Consider the following 13,519-nt stretch of genomic DNA (forward strand, 5'->3'; position numbering starts at 1 on the left):
ATTTCGCGTTGTTGCCCGCGGATCTGCCCCGGCCACCTCCGAAGGCCCGCCCGGCGAAGCGGGCGGGCCTTGTCGGGAGACCCGCCTACGGCAACGTATAGGCGATGACGTAGTCGCCGGGCTTGGTGCCGACCGAGCCGTGGCCGCCGGCAACCATGACCACATACTGCTTGCCGCTGGCGGTGGCAAAGGTCATCGGCGTGGCCTGGCCGCCGGCCGGCAGCCTTGCCTGCCAGAGCTGCCGGCCGGTGGTGACGTCATAGGCGCGCAGATAGTCGTCCACCGCGGCGCCCAGGAACGCCACGCCGCCGCGCGTCAGCATCGGCCCGCCGATACCGGGAACGCCCAGCTTGAACGGCAGAGGCAGCGGCGTCATGTCGGTGACCGTGCCGTTCTTGTGCCTGTAGGCGATCTTGCCCGACTTCAGGTCGACGCCGGCGACATAACCCCAGGGCGGCGCCTGACAGGGAATGCCGAGCGGGCCGAGGAACGGACCCATATAGACGCCGTATGGGGCGCCTTCGTTGCGGTTCAGACCCTGCTCGCTGCCCTTCTCGTTGCTGCCCTTCGGCGGGACATCGGCGCGGGGCACCAGACGCGAGGTGAAGGCGAGATAGGTCGGCATGCCGAACATGATCTGCCGTTCGGGATCGACGGCGACGCTGCCCCAGTTGAAGACGCCGAAATTGCCGGGATAGACGATGGTGCCCTTGAGCGAGGGCGGCGTGTAGCGGCCCTCATAGTTCAGGCGGTGGAAGTTGATGCGGCACATCATCTGGTCGAACAGCGAGACGCCCCACATGTCCTTCTCCTGCAGCGGCGGCGGCGAGAAGGTCAGGTCGGAGATCGGCTGCGTCGGCGCGGAGAAGTCCTCCGGGATGGCGCCGCCGGGCGCCGGAATCTCGCGCACCGGGATGATCGGCTCGCCGGTGCGCCGGTCGAGCACGTAGATGTCGCCCTGCTTGGTCGGCCCGACCAGCGCCGGCACGATGGTGCCATCCGCCTTGGTCAGGTCGAACAGCACCGGCTGCGCCGGAACGTCCATGTCCCAGAGGTCGTGATGCACGGTCTGGCGCACCCAGCGCAGCTTGCCGGTGAGGATATCCAGCGCCACGATCGAGGACGAGAAACGCTCGACATGCTCGCTGCGGCCCATGCCGAGCTGATCCGGCACCTGATTGCCGAGCGGGATGTAGACCAGCCCCAGCCGCTCGTCGACGCTGAACACCGACCAGCTGTTCGGCGAATTGGTGGTGTAGGTGGCGCCTTCGGCGATCGGCCGGGTGTCGTCGGGATTGCCGGAATCCCAGTTCCACAGCAGCGTGCCGGTGCGGATGTCGAAAGCGCGGATGACGCCGGACTGTTCCTGCGTGGAATAGTTGTCGTTGACCGCGCCGCCGATGATCAGCTTGTCGTCGACGGCGACCGGCGGCGAGGTCGAATAATAATAGCCGGCCGGATTGTATTTCATGCCGGCTTCCAGATGCAGCGCGCCCTTGTCGGCAAAGCTCTCGCAGACCTTGCCGCTGGCAGCATCGAGCGCGATCAGCCTGGCGTCCGAGGTCGGCAGGTAGACGCGCGCGGCACAGGGCTCGCCGGCGGCGACGCGTGTGTCCACCCAATAGGTGACGCCCCGGCAGGTCTGGTGCTGGCGGTCGGGATTGAGGCCCGGCTTGGCATCGAACCGCCATTTCTCCTTGCCGCTTTCGGCATCGAGCGCGATGGCCAGATTGTGCGGCGTGCAGAGATAAAGCGTATCGCCGACCTTCAGCGGCGTGACCTGGTAGGTGGTTTCGCCGATGTCCTCGGGCAGCTTCACGTCGCCGGTCTGATAGCGCCAGGCTTCCTTCAGGCTGGCGACATTGGCGACGTTGATCTGGTCGAGCGGCGAATAGCGCTGGCCGAACTGCGTGCGGCCATATTGATGCCAGTCGCCGGGCGGCACGAGATTGCCGAGCGAAGCGACGGCAGCGCCCTCCTTCGGAAGCTCGCCCGCGACATCGTGCGGGTCGGTGGTCATCGAATAGCCCGCAACCACGATGGCCGCCAGCACCGGAATGGCCAGGGGCCAGGCGCCTGGCTCGGTGCCATCGGCCGAACGCAGCGAGCGGCGCACCCATGGGGTCAGCAGCCAGAGCCCGATCAGGATGATCAACCCGCCGCGCGGACCGAGCTGCCACCAGTCGAAGCCGACTTCCCAGATCGCCCAGCCGAGCGCGGCGATCACCAGCAGCGCATAGACCCAGAGCGCCAGGGCGCTGCGCCTGTAAAGCAGCAGCGCCACCACCAGGAAGATGACGCCAATGGCGAGATAGGCGGGACTACCGCCGAGGGTGACAAGCCAGATGCCGCCGGCACCGAGCAGGAGGCCTAACAGAGCCAGCAGGAGAGAGGTGAACATGATCATGGTGCCGCCCAGACTGTTGAATGACAGCTCGTAGAACCCCGCGACCCGAAGTGACCTTAACCGGTTATTGCGATTGGTCAAAGATGTGCTGTGGCCGCGACGCCATGCCCGATCCTGATGATCACGGACAGCTGCTGACAGGTCCGAAGCCGTCAACGGGCATTCGCAGCTTCCACTGTGCCTGCGGCGGACGGATCTGCCGCGTCGGCCCTTGAGCCAGACCTACGCTTTGTCGGCTTTCCTGGCGCGTGGCTTTGGTTTTGCGGGCTTGCTCTCAACGGCAGCCACGGCTTCCTGGGCAAGCCGTGCCTGCCGCAGCCGTTCGGTCTTGGCCCGGCGCTGGGCCAATTCGTCGTTGATGATCGCCTTTGCCGCTTTCGACGTGGTGTCGTCCTTCGACTCCGTCCGGGTCGGCTTCGGCTTGAACACATCGTTGGGAATGGATTTGTCCATTTCAGTCTCCGCGAATGAAAAAATGAAAAAAGGCCGGGCGAACCCGACCTTCTCCAAAAGTCATCTCCATGGCCGATGCCAGTACATCCGTGGTCAGCAGCCAGAAACGACCTGTCTCAGATCGCCTGCAGGTTATCAGCAGCGCTTTTGCCGGTCTTGCGATCGGCAACGACGTCGAAATTCACCTTCTGTCCTTCGGCGAGACCGCGCATACCGGCGCGTTCCACTGCCGACACGTGGACGAAGACATCATTGGAACCGTCGTCCGGCGCGATAAACCCGAAGCCCTTGGTGGCATTGAAGAACTTTACTGTTCCGGAGGCCATCAGAATTTCCTTTCAATTGACACAGAAATTCGCCGCCCGACATCATGCCAGGCGCCGTAGTTTTCGAAATTGAGAGGAAGATCGGTCAGGCGTCAGAACGCCAAAACAAGCTCAACAGGCAAGATCGATTTGAAATACTTAGAACGATTTTGCAGCAAATACAAGGCTCGAGGAAAATACTCAAATTAGACATGGACAGCGGAGCACCGGGAGCGCATGTTTTTTCCGGGGCGGAACCTCCGGATGACGGGAGCCAATGATGCCTTCGTTCTACGCTACAAGCAGAGACGCCCTGTTCCGGTTTGGCCGCGACCTTCGGGGCTTGCCGAAGGAAGAGCCGGCCGCCGAGAGCCCGTCAATCGTGATCCCGCCAACAACGGCAACACGGCGCTGCTGCGACAACGATGCCTCGGGCGCGGCCCGGCGCGCCAGGGAAATGATGGAACGCAACCATCTCATCTGAGGGCATCCGATCCGAGCGCATCCGATGCGAAGGCTTGCCGGAAGTGCCGCTCAGAACCGGAAATACTCTCCAAGCAGGATCGAGTTCGAATATTCGACAGGCCTGCCGTCGGCCAGCACGAGCCGGAGCACGCGCACGACTGGATGGCCCGGCTCGATGCCGGTAAAGCCCGCCTCCTCAACCGTCGCGGACGACTGGACGAATTGCTCGCGGCCGATGACGAGCCCATCGATGCCATGCAGTCGCTGCAGTTCGCGGTAGAGCGAGCTGCGCTCCAGGTCGATCGGCCGTATCCCGGCGAGAAGGTTTTCCGGAATGACGGAACGCTGCTGCACGACCGGCCGACCGTCGAGCAGCCTGAGCCGGCAGATCTCGCCGACGGTCTCGCCGAGCTTGACGGAAAGCGCCCGGGCCTCGGCGAGGCCGGCATGCGCCTCGCCCAGACGCAACAGCTTCGTCGTCAATCGGAAACCGGCCTCGCGAGCCGCTGTCGGCAGGTCGACGATGGTGTCGTGCGACAGTGCGATGGAGCGGCCCCGATAGAGGGAATTGCGGCCCTGGTTCTTGGTGATCAGCCCCTCGGCCTCGACGATCGACAGCGCCTTGCGCAAGGTGCGGCGCGTCACCTTGAAATAGCGGGCGAGTTCTGTCTCCGAGGGCAGCGGTTCATTGGCCTGCCAAAGGCTGTTGCCGAATTCCGCAGCAAGCGCGCGGGCGATGCGCACATGGGCCGGCTCCTGAGCGGTCATCCCCCCCGGCTCCCGACATTGCGCACCAGCACCGACGCGATGATGATAAGGCCGGTCAGCACATCCTGCATGTAGTTGGGAATGCCGAGGATGGTCAGCCCGTTGGCGACGACGGCGATGATCGCGGTGCCGAGCAGCGTGCCGGCGGCACTTGGCTGGCCGTCGCGAAACGCGGTGATGCCTAGATAGACGGCGGCATAGGCCTGCAGCAGGAAGCCGTTGCCGCCGGTGGGGTGCGCGCTGCCGAGTTTCGCCGTCAGCAGAAGCCCGGCCGCTGCCGCCATGGCGGAGCACAGGCCAAAGGCCTTGATGGTGGTCGGCACGACGGGAACGCCGGTGAGGCGCGCGGCTTCGCGGTTGCCGCCGAGCGCCAGCATGCGCCGCCCGAGCTCGGTCCAGTCCAGCATCAGCGTCACGAACAGCACCGCAGCCAGCGCCCACAGCGTCGGCACCGGAATGCCGGCGAGATAGCCGCGGCCAAGATCGCGGAACGCGGGCGGGATGTTGCCGAACAGCGTGGCACCGGCGCTGAGCCAGAAGGTGAAGCCGCCGATGATGGTGCCCATGGCCAGGGTCATGATGAAGCTCGGCACCCGCCAGGCTGAAACGACAAGGCCGTTGACACAGCCGACCGCGAAGCCGGCGGCAAGCGTGACCGCGATCGTGGGCGCGATGCCCCAGCCCAGCCCGAACAGGTAGACGCTGGTGATGCCGGCCATCGAGACGACGGCGCCGATCGACAGATCGAATTCGGACACCGCCATGACGAAGACGACCCCGAGTGCGACGATGGCGAGCAGCGCCATCTGCTGCGTGATGTTGATCAGGTTGGAAGGTTGCGCGAAGCCCGTCGGGGACAGGATCGAGAACAGGGCGATGATGGCCACCAGGCCAAGCAGCGTGCCGAAGCGCGAGATCAAGGTCATGGCTGGCTCCCCTCGATTGCCCGCGACGACTGCACCGCGGCCTCGACGATGGCACGACGGCTGAGGTCGCGGTTCGGGCTGTCGAGCGTAATCGTGCCGCCGGCCATCACCAGCACCCGCCCGGCCAGGGTGACCAGCTCCTCGATGTCGGAGGTGGCGAAGACGACCGCAGCACCTTGCCCGGCGAGGCTGTGGCACAGCGCATGGATTTCGGCTTTCGAGCGCACGTCGACGCCGCGCGTCGGCTCGTCGAGCAGATAGAGGCGACAGGTCGGACGGACCCAGCGCCCGATCAGCGCCTTCTGCTGGTTGCCGCCCGACAGCGTCGACATGCGGTCGTTGATGGTGCCGTATTTGACGCCGCGCTGCGCCAGAAGCCGGCCGACATCGCGGCGCGCCGAACGCCAGGACAGGAAGGGCAAGGCCTGCACCAGCCGGTTGAACTTCAGGCGCGGCAGCAGCGTGTTGTCGAGGATGGAATGATCCATCACCAGGCCCGCCGAGCGCCGGTCTTCCGGCGCGAAGGCGACCCCGGCCCGGATGCGCGAGGCGATGCCCGTTGCCGGCAGCGCGCGTCCGTCGATGGAAATATTGCCCCGGCTCTGCGCATTGGCACCCCAGATCGACTTGAGCAGGCTCGAGCGGCCGCTGCCGACGATGCCGTAGATGCCGACGATCTCGCCCGCGGCGACGTCGAGATCGACAGGCCGGCGTCCGGGAGCCGCAGCAAACTGCGACAGCGCCAGCACCGTCGGGCCTGCGGTTGTCGCTGGCGCGGCGGGCCGGGCGTCAAACGCGCCGCCCGCCATCAGCGCGACCAGCCGGTCGCGATCGGTGTCGGCGATCCGTCCCGAACCGGCCGTCGCGCCGTTGACCAGCACTGTGTAGTCGTCGGCGATCGCCATCACCTCCTCGAGCCGGTGCGATACGAAAATCACCGCGCAGCCATGCAGGGCGAGCTGGCGAACGATGCGGTGAAGCACCGCCGCCTCCTTTTCGCTCAGTGCCGCGGTCGGCTCGTCGAGCACCAGGATGCGCGCCTCGTCCATCAACGCCCGCAGGATCTCGACGATCTGCTGCCTGCCGATCGACATGCGCCCGACCGGCTGGTCGATGTCGATGTCGAGGCCGTAGCGCTCGCAGGTCTGCGAGAACCGGGCCCGCATGACGCGCCAGTCGACCAGTCCGCCGCGCCGCGGATAACGGCGGCCGACCCAGGCATTCTCATAGGCGGTGAAATGCGGCACCAGGTTCAGTTCCTGATGCACGAAGCGCAGGCCGGCCTTTTCGGAATGCGCCGGTGTCGATGGCGCGAATTCGCGGCCGTCCAGCAGCATGCTGCCGCCATCCGGCTGGTGCACGCCCGAGAGGCATTTGAGCAGGGTCGACTTGCCGGCCCCGTTTTCGCCAAGCAGCGCATGCACCCGCCCGGCGGCGACGCTGAGCGCGACGCCGTCAAGGGCGCGAACGCCGCCGAAGCGCTTTGCCAGCCCGGCAACCTCCAGCATCGCCCTATCTCCCGTCACGGCATCTCACTGATGGCAACTCGCCCCTCCAACCGTCTCTTTCCGTCAGTTGCAGGTGACACCGAGGCTTGCGCGGTCCACCACCTTGGCCTCGACGAAGATCTCCGGCTTTTCCGGTTTCCTGCCCTCGAGTGCCGCAGCCGTTTCGGACACCGCGGTTTTCGCGATGGCGGGGAAATCCTGGCGAACGGTCGCCACCAGGTTCGTACACTGCTTGATCAGGTCGAGCGCTTGCGGGTTACCGTCGATGCCGGCGATCAGCACCTTGGAATCGGCTGCATCGGTCTGGATCGCCAGCAGCGCGCCGATGGCCGGCTCGTCCCATGCCGCCCAGACGCCGTTGATCTGGCTGCCATGCTGGCGCAGGAATGTTTCCATAGCCTGGCGCGCATTGTCGATCGGGCCTGGAACCTGAACGTAGTGCTCGGCAATCACCTTGATGCCGGGATGCGCGGCAAGCGCCTTGTCGAGTGCCAGTTCGCGCTGCCGGACACCCGGATGGGCGGAATGGAAGAACTTGACGATGTTGCCCTTGTCGCCCATCGCCTTGAACAGATAGTCCGACAGGATGGTGCCCAGCGCGAAATTGTCCGTGGTGATGTTGACGGTCACGCCCTTGGCCACGGCGCCGTCGAGTACGATCACCGGGATGCCCTTGGCCGACGCGGCCTCGACCTGATCGACGATCTGGTTGGGATCGACGCTGACCAGCACGATGGCTTTCACGCCGGCATTGGTGACGTCTTCCACCCGGCTCGCCAGCTGCTGGAAGTCGCCGCGCGTATCGACGACGTTGATGCTCCAGCCCTTCGGCGCGGCTTCGCTCTTGTAGGTCTCGATCATCTCATTGGTGGTCACCGAGCTCAGATAAGGCGTCAGCACCGCAATGTCTTCCGCGAGTGCCGCCGTGCTGCTCAGGGCCAATGCCAAGAGTGCCGCGAATGTTCTTTTCATGTCCTTCCTCCCCTGGGTTGCGCCGATCGCGCATTCCTTGTTCCAGCGTGATCTTTTCCGAAAACCGGTTCCCACTTTTCGGGATCATGCTCAAGCCTGTCACTCCAGTCCGGCCGCCAGCGTCCGTGCCATGGACGAGGCGGAAAGATAGGCATCGTAGCGCCTGGCGTGACGTTGAACGCGTTGCGGCCGCGGTTTCACGATGGTGTCCCGCGCAACGGCGTCCATCGTGATCCCTGCCTTGCCCGCCACCATCCGCATGATGCCGGCGGCGGTCGTCGCCTCGCTGTCGGCCGGAATGCGGATGTCGCGGTCAAGCACGTCGGCGAGGATCTGCTGCTGCAACGGATGCCGGACGCCGCCGCCGATGGCTGTCAGCAGCGAGCGCGGAAGCTCCGCCGCATCCAGATTGTGCCGGACGGCGAAGGCAATACCTTCCATGACGGCCAGCGCCAGCGCGCCGGCGTCGCTGGTCTGTTCGAGGCCGAGGAACGCACCGCGCACGTCGCGATCCTGGAACGGCGCGCGCTCGCCGCCGAGATAGGGCAGGAACAGCGGCCTGCCCGGCGCTTCGTCGTGGCTCGCCGCGCGCTTGCAGAGCCGTTCGATGGTCTGGCCGGTGGTGGCTGAGAGCCAGTCCATGGCGGCACCCGCGGTCAGGAAAGGCGAGATGATGATGGCGCAATCGGCTCGCACGGGATCGGCCAGCGTGTAGATGTCGCGCGGCAGGACGTGGTCGGCGCTGCGGACGGTCGCCGCCACCCAGCCGGTGGTGCCGAGATAGCAGTAGGCAGTGCCCGGTTCGTCGGCCATCGCGCCCCAGGTCGCGGCAGCGGCGTCGCCCGCCCCATTGAACACGGGGATGCCGGCGGGGAGGCCAGTCTCGGCGGCCGCACCGGCAGTGACCAGGCCGACAATGCCGTTTGCCGGTTCGATCGCCGGCAGGGACGCCTCCCCGACGCCAGCGAGGCCAAGGAGCTCGCGGTCCCATTGCCGGCTCGAAAAATCCATCAGCCCGGTGGTGGAGGCGACGGTCGGGTCGATGACGTGCCTGCCGGTCAGCCTGAAGGTCAGCGCATCCTTGGCGCCAAATGTCCAGAACACATCGTTGCCGGGCAAATCGTAGCGCTGCCGCGCCATCAGCCTGAGGATTGTGTGTGCGCCGTCCGGCCTGTTGCCCGTCCGGCGGCCATAGTCCGCCGGCAGTTTCGCCGCCAGGCCAGACACCTCGCCGGCGTCCAGGCGCTGATCGGAATAGAGCACCGCCGGTGCCGCGGGGTGACCATCGGCATGCAGCGCGATCAGGTTCTGCATCGAGCCGGAAAACGCCACCGATGCCACGGCGCCCGCGCCCGGAAGCATCCGGGCCACCTTGCCCAGTGCCCGCCACCAGTTTTCCGCATCCTGCTCATGCTCGCCATTCATTCCGTGCCGAGTGGCGATCGGCTCGACAGCCGAGGCAAGGATCGACCCGTCCGGCCCGAACAGGACGGCCTTCAACGCCGACGTGCCGACATCGATGACCAGCATGGCGCTCACTCTGCCCCTCCCGACATCGCGTCAGGAGCAGGCTTCCGGCCGGCTTTTGTCAAACTGTTTGCGCGGGAAACGAAAACGGACTTCCGAAAACGGACAGGCCTTTCCGAAAATGTCCTGTCAACGGGCGCGGCGCCCCAAGAACACAGTCAACCGGCGCGCGCACCAACGGTCATTCAAAATGGCCGCTGGCATCGGCCCTGGCATCCATGAGGCGCGATGGGTTCATGCCGCTGTGGGCGCGAAAGCAGGCGGCAAACCGGCCCGCATTGGCATAACCGACCGTCCTGGCGGCCTCGGTGATCGACATGTCGCCCTGGCTCAGCAGGACGCGGGCATGTTTCATGCGCTGGCCGGTCAGATATTCGTGCGGCGACAGGCCGGTGAACCGGCGCATGCCGGCGGTCAGTGTCCTTGGCGTGACGCGCAGCAGGGCGGCGAGGTCGGCTATGGCCAGCTGCAGATTGGCCGGATTGTCCAGCAGCTTGCGAAAACCGCTGACATAATGCGGCACGGCTCCCGCCAGCGTGCTCTCGACCCGCGGGGCAGACAGCGCAGGCGCGTGCTCGAAAACCGTCTGGAGAACCGCATTGACAAGCGGCATGCACGATGAGACCGACGGGCCTTGATCCAGCCGTTCCGTCACGATCAACCCGATCAGGCTCATGATGCGCCTGCCGGCCATCGAGCCGAGATCGATCTCGGCGCGAAACACCGGCGTGCGGCGCTCGGCATCGCCGGTGTAGTTCTGCCAGGCGCGCTCGACAAAAGTCCGTTTGAGACGCAACATCACCTGCGAAGTGTCGGCACGCCAGGTCGAGCGGATATAGGCACCCGGCGACAAAAGCAGTCCGGTGCCCACCTGCGAACCCAGCCGCTTGTCGCCATAGGCGAGGTCGACGCCACCGCTCACCGGGAATTCCAGCATGTAGAACGTGTCGAAGGAACCGGCGTCGACCGTCAGTTCCGGCCCATAGCGCAGGAAATTGACGGAGGCCTCCTCGCAGTCGATGGCGTGGTGGCGGAAGTCGAGCGCCGATGCTTCGTTCGACAGATGCAGCCGGTGCGGCCGGTAACTGGTCGACAGGGCCGCAACGGCACCATCCGCGGAACCGGATCGGATGCCGGGAGCGCATGCAAGGCGGCTGGAGATATCGGTCAGGTCCGGTGTCATCCGGCACGAGAATAGGTGCGGCGGCGATGCTTGTCTATCCGCGGAAGGGCACAAGCAGGGAGCGGCTGCTTTGGCTGCTCTTTTGCAAGCCATTGTAATCAAGGTCTATTTTTTGACCGCCTGCCTATCGGAGCCGCTTGACTTGTTCCCTCCCCGGCAAACGACAATCGAGCGACAACAAACGGACCTTCCGATGAGCGCGCAGTTTCAACCCAATTCCTTCCGTACGGGCCCTGACGAACAGGGAATGTTCGGCATCTACGGCGGGCGTTTTGTCGCCGAGACGCTGATGCCGCTGATCCTCGACCTGGAGCGGGAATGGGAGAAGGCCAAGAACGATCCCGCGTTCAAGGCCGAGCTCTCGGCGCTGTCGACCTTCTATGCCGGCCGCCCGTCCAAGCTCTATTTCGCCGAAGGCCTGACCCGCCATCTTCGTGACATTTCCTCGGCAAAGGGCCTCGGGGGTGGTGCGAAAATCTACTTCAAGCGCGAGGACCTCAACCACACCGGCTCGCACAAGATCAACAACTGCCTCGGCCAGATCCTGCTGGCCAAGCGCATGGGCAAGAAGCGCATCATCGCCGAAACCGGCGCCGGCCAGCATGGCGTCGCCTCCGCAACCGTCTCGGCCCGCTTCGGCTATCCTTGCGTGGTCTACATGGGCGCCACCGACGTCGCCCGCCAAAGCCCGAACGTCTTCCGCATGAAGCTGCTCGGCGCCGAAGTGCGGCCGGTCACCGCCGGCCACGGCACGCTGAAGGATGCCATGAACGAGGCGCTGCGGGACTGGGTCACCAATGTCGAGGACACCTACTACCTGATCGGCACCGCCGCCGGCCCGCACCCCTATCCGGAACTGGTGCGCGACTTCCAGTCGGTCATCGGCACGGAAGCGCGCCAGCAGATGCTGGAGCAGGAAGGCCGCCTGCCCGACACCATCATCGCCGCCGTCGGCGGCGGCTCCAATGCGATCGGCCTGTTCCATCCCTTCCTCGACGACAAGGATGTCGAGATCATCGGCATCGAGGCGGGCGGACGCGGGCTGGACGGCGTCGAGCACTGCGCCTCGATGAATGCCGGCAGGCCGGGCGTGCTGCATGGCAACCGCACCTACCTTTTGCAGGACGATGACGGGCAGATCCTGGAGGGCCATTCGATCTCGGCCGGCCTCGACTATCCCGGCGTCGGTCCCGAGCACAGCTTCCTGCGCGACACGGGCCGTGTCGACTACCAGCCGATCCTCGACGACGAGGCGCTGGAAGCGTTCCAGCTGTGCACCCGCACCGAAGGCATCATCCCGGCGCTGGAATCGGCGCATGCGATCGCCCATGCCGTCAAGATCGCCCCCACCATGGCCAGGGACAAGATCATCATCGTCAACCTGTCAGGCCGCGGCGACAAGGATGTCCACACCGTCGCAAAGATGATGGACATGGAGATATGAGCATGACCACCCGCATCGACCGCCGCATGGCGAAGCTGAAGCAAGAGGGCCGTCCGGCGCTCGTCACCTATTTCATGGGCGGCGATCCAGACTACCAGACCTCGCTGTCGATCATGAAGGCACTGCCGAAAGCCGGCAGCGACATCATCGAGCTCGGCATGCCGTTCTCCGACCCGATGGCCGACGGCCCGGCGATCCAGGCCGCCGGCCTGCGCGCGCTGAAGGGCGGCCAGACGCTGAAGAAGACGCTTGCCATGGCGGCCGACTTCCGCACGGGCGACGACGAGACGCCGATCGTGCTGATGGGCTACTACAACCCGATCTATGTCTATGGCGTCGACCGCTTCCTGACCGAGGCCAGGACCAGTGGCATAGACGGGCTGATCATCGTCGATCTGTCGGCGGAGATGGATGAGGAACTGTGCATTCCGGCGCTGAAGGCCGGCATCAACTTCATCCGCCTGGCCACGCCGACCACCGACGACAGGCGCCTGCCCAAGGTGCTCGAGAACACGTCCGGTTTCGTCTACTACGTGTCGATGACGGGCATCACCGGTTCGGCACTGGCTGACACAACCAAGGTGGCGACCGCAGTGCAGCGCATCAAGCAGCACACCGAACTGCCGGTCTGTGTCGGCTTCGGCGTCAAGACCGCCGAGCAGGCGCGCACCATCGGTGCCTCCGCCGATGGCGTGGTGGTGGGCACGGCGATTGTCAGCACCATCGAACGCGGCACGCAAAGTGGCACGCCGGTGGAAGATGTCAGCGCGTTTGTCGCACAACTGCGCAGCGCCACGGCCGCCGCTTAGGCGATCTCGCCCTCAGGACGAGGTTGCCTCAGCGCTAATCCGACAGGCTCCTAATCAATCCTCCAGCAATATCCGCTCGTCGTCGGAAAGGGCGGCGAAAGCCTCCCGCGCCTCGGCCGGCGTGGTCTGGCCGTCGATGGCACCCTCGACGATGTCGCGCGTCGCATGATAGGCGGCACCGCGCCGCGACTGCGGCCAGTCGATAAGCACATCGGCCGCGCCCTGCACGGACGTCACAAGCCGAGAGGAGTCGCCCGAGATTCCCGTCCTGATCCGCACCGGAACGTCGAAGGGCAAGCCGCCATCCATGGCGTCGCTGATGTCCACGGTCACCTTGGCGAGGACTTCGGCTTCCCGTGCCGCCTCGGCGAAAGCCTCGCGGGCGGCATTCGGCTGCAGTTCGCCATGCAGCACGGCCAGGCATACCGTTCTGGCGTGGACATGGGTCGCAGTCCCCTGCCGGGGCCAGCGATTGATGAGCAGATGCGCGGCGTCGCGGGCATTGGAAACCCGGTGAACCGTCCTCACCGTACCGACGATGACGGGGATCGGTCTGTCGAACCATCCTTTCTGCATGAAAGTTCCTCCCAATGCTGTGGCGACAAGAGGTCAACGCAGCCGGCGCGGCGAGGTTGCATGATTGCCTGGCCGGAGCCGGGCCTAGCCATTCAACGCATCCAGCGACGTCTTCAGCTTCTCCTGCAGCACCGAGCGTGCCATCCACCAGTCGCTGCTTCTCACGGGCACCCTGG

12 protein-coding genes are annotated in these 13,519 nt (G+C 65.4%); 2 read left to right on the top strand and 10 right to left on the bottom strand.

The genetic code is table 11. The features are described from left to right. Window positions 1–85: 85 nt before the first annotated feature. From ACFJIU_RS22380 to ACFJIU_RS22420, 9 genes are all read right to left on the bottom strand, one after another. Entirely contained in the window at window positions 86–2,407 is a 2,322-nt protein-coding gene (locus tag ACFJIU_RS22380; protein WP_379063650.1) for a glucose/quinate/shikimate family membrane-bound PQQ-dependent dehydrogenase, read from the bottom strand. A gap of 222 nt (window positions 2,408–2,629) precedes the next feature. Then, window positions 2,630–2,860, bottom strand: coding sequence for a hypothetical protein (locus ACFJIU_RS22385; protein WP_379063652.1), 231 nt, complete (start codon window positions 2,858–2,860; stop codon window positions 2,630–2,632). Between the two features lie 116 nt (window positions 2,861–2,976). Then, window positions 2,977–3,186, bottom strand: coding sequence for a cold-shock protein (locus ACFJIU_RS22390; RefSeq protein WP_379063654.1), 210 nt, complete (start codon window positions 3,184–3,186; stop codon window positions 2,977–2,979). Between the two features lie 513 nt (window positions 3,187–3,699). Then, window positions 3,700–4,398 (bottom strand): GntR family transcriptional regulator, encoded by a 699-nt coding sequence (locus ACFJIU_RS22395; protein WP_379063656.1) that lies wholly within the window; start codon window positions 4,396–4,398, stop codon window positions 3,700–3,702. Beyond that, window positions 4,395–5,324 (bottom strand): ABC transporter permease, encoded by a 930-nt coding sequence (locus tag ACFJIU_RS22400; protein ID WP_379063658.1) that lies wholly within the window; start codon window positions 5,322–5,324, stop codon window positions 4,395–4,397. The genes ACFJIU_RS22395 and ACFJIU_RS22400 overlap by 4 nt, the downstream gene beginning before the upstream one ends. Then, window positions 5,321–6,832: a sugar ABC transporter ATP-binding protein gene (locus ACFJIU_RS22405; protein ID WP_379063660.1), complete on the bottom strand. Its 1,512-nt coding sequence runs from the start codon at window positions 6,830–6,832 to the stop codon at window positions 5,321–5,323. Before ACFJIU_RS22405 ends, ACFJIU_RS22400 begins: the two co-directional genes overlap by 4 nt. 63 nt (window positions 6,833–6,895) lie before the next feature. Continuing rightward, the gene (locus ACFJIU_RS22410) at window positions 6,896–7,804 is read right to left on the bottom strand and encodes a sugar ABC transporter substrate-binding protein (protein ID WP_379063662.1); all 909 of its coding nucleotides are present in this window, start codon (window positions 7,802–7,804) and stop codon (window positions 6,896–6,898) included. A 99-nt stretch (window positions 7,805–7,903) separates the two neighbouring features. Beyond that, complete coding sequence (locus ACFJIU_RS22415) at window positions 7,904–9,334, bottom strand: FGGY-family carbohydrate kinase (protein WP_379073195.1); 1,431 nt, start codon at window positions 9,332–9,334, stop codon at window positions 7,904–7,906. A 178-nt stretch (window positions 9,335–9,512) separates the two neighbouring features. Beyond that, window positions 9,513–10,514, bottom strand: a complete 1,002-nt coding sequence (locus ACFJIU_RS22420; RefSeq protein WP_379063664.1) for an AraC family transcriptional regulator — start codon at window positions 10,512–10,514, stop codon at window positions 9,513–9,515. Between the two features lie 193 nt (window positions 10,515–10,707). Here ACFJIU_RS22420 and trpB point away from each other — a divergent pair, with 193 nt between their 5' ends. Beyond that, window positions 10,708–11,958 (top strand): tryptophan synthase subunit beta, encoded by a 1,251-nt coding sequence (trpB, locus tag ACFJIU_RS22425; RefSeq protein WP_379063666.1) that lies wholly within the window; start codon window positions 10,708–10,710, stop codon window positions 11,956–11,958. Window positions 11,959–11,960: 2 nt separating this feature from the next. Further along, a complete protein-coding gene (gene trpA, locus ACFJIU_RS22430) occupies window positions 11,961–12,767 on the top strand; it encodes a tryptophan synthase subunit alpha (RefSeq protein ID WP_379063669.1) in 807 nt (268 codons plus the stop codon). A 54-nt stretch (window positions 12,768–12,821) separates the two neighbouring features. On the opposite strand, the gene ACFJIU_RS22435 is transcribed toward trpA, so the two are convergent. Continuing rightward, the gene (locus tag ACFJIU_RS22435; protein ID WP_379063671.1) at window positions 12,822–13,343 is read right to left on the bottom strand and encodes a DUF982 domain-containing protein; all 522 of its coding nucleotides are present in this window, start codon (window positions 13,341–13,343) and stop codon (window positions 12,822–12,824) included. Window positions 13,344–13,519 lie beyond the last annotated feature (176 nt).

The organism is Mesorhizobium sp. UC74_2 (assembly GCF_042701485.1).
Taxonomy (GTDB): Bacteria; Pseudomonadota; Alphaproteobacteria; order Rhizobiales; family Rhizobiaceae; genus Mesorhizobium.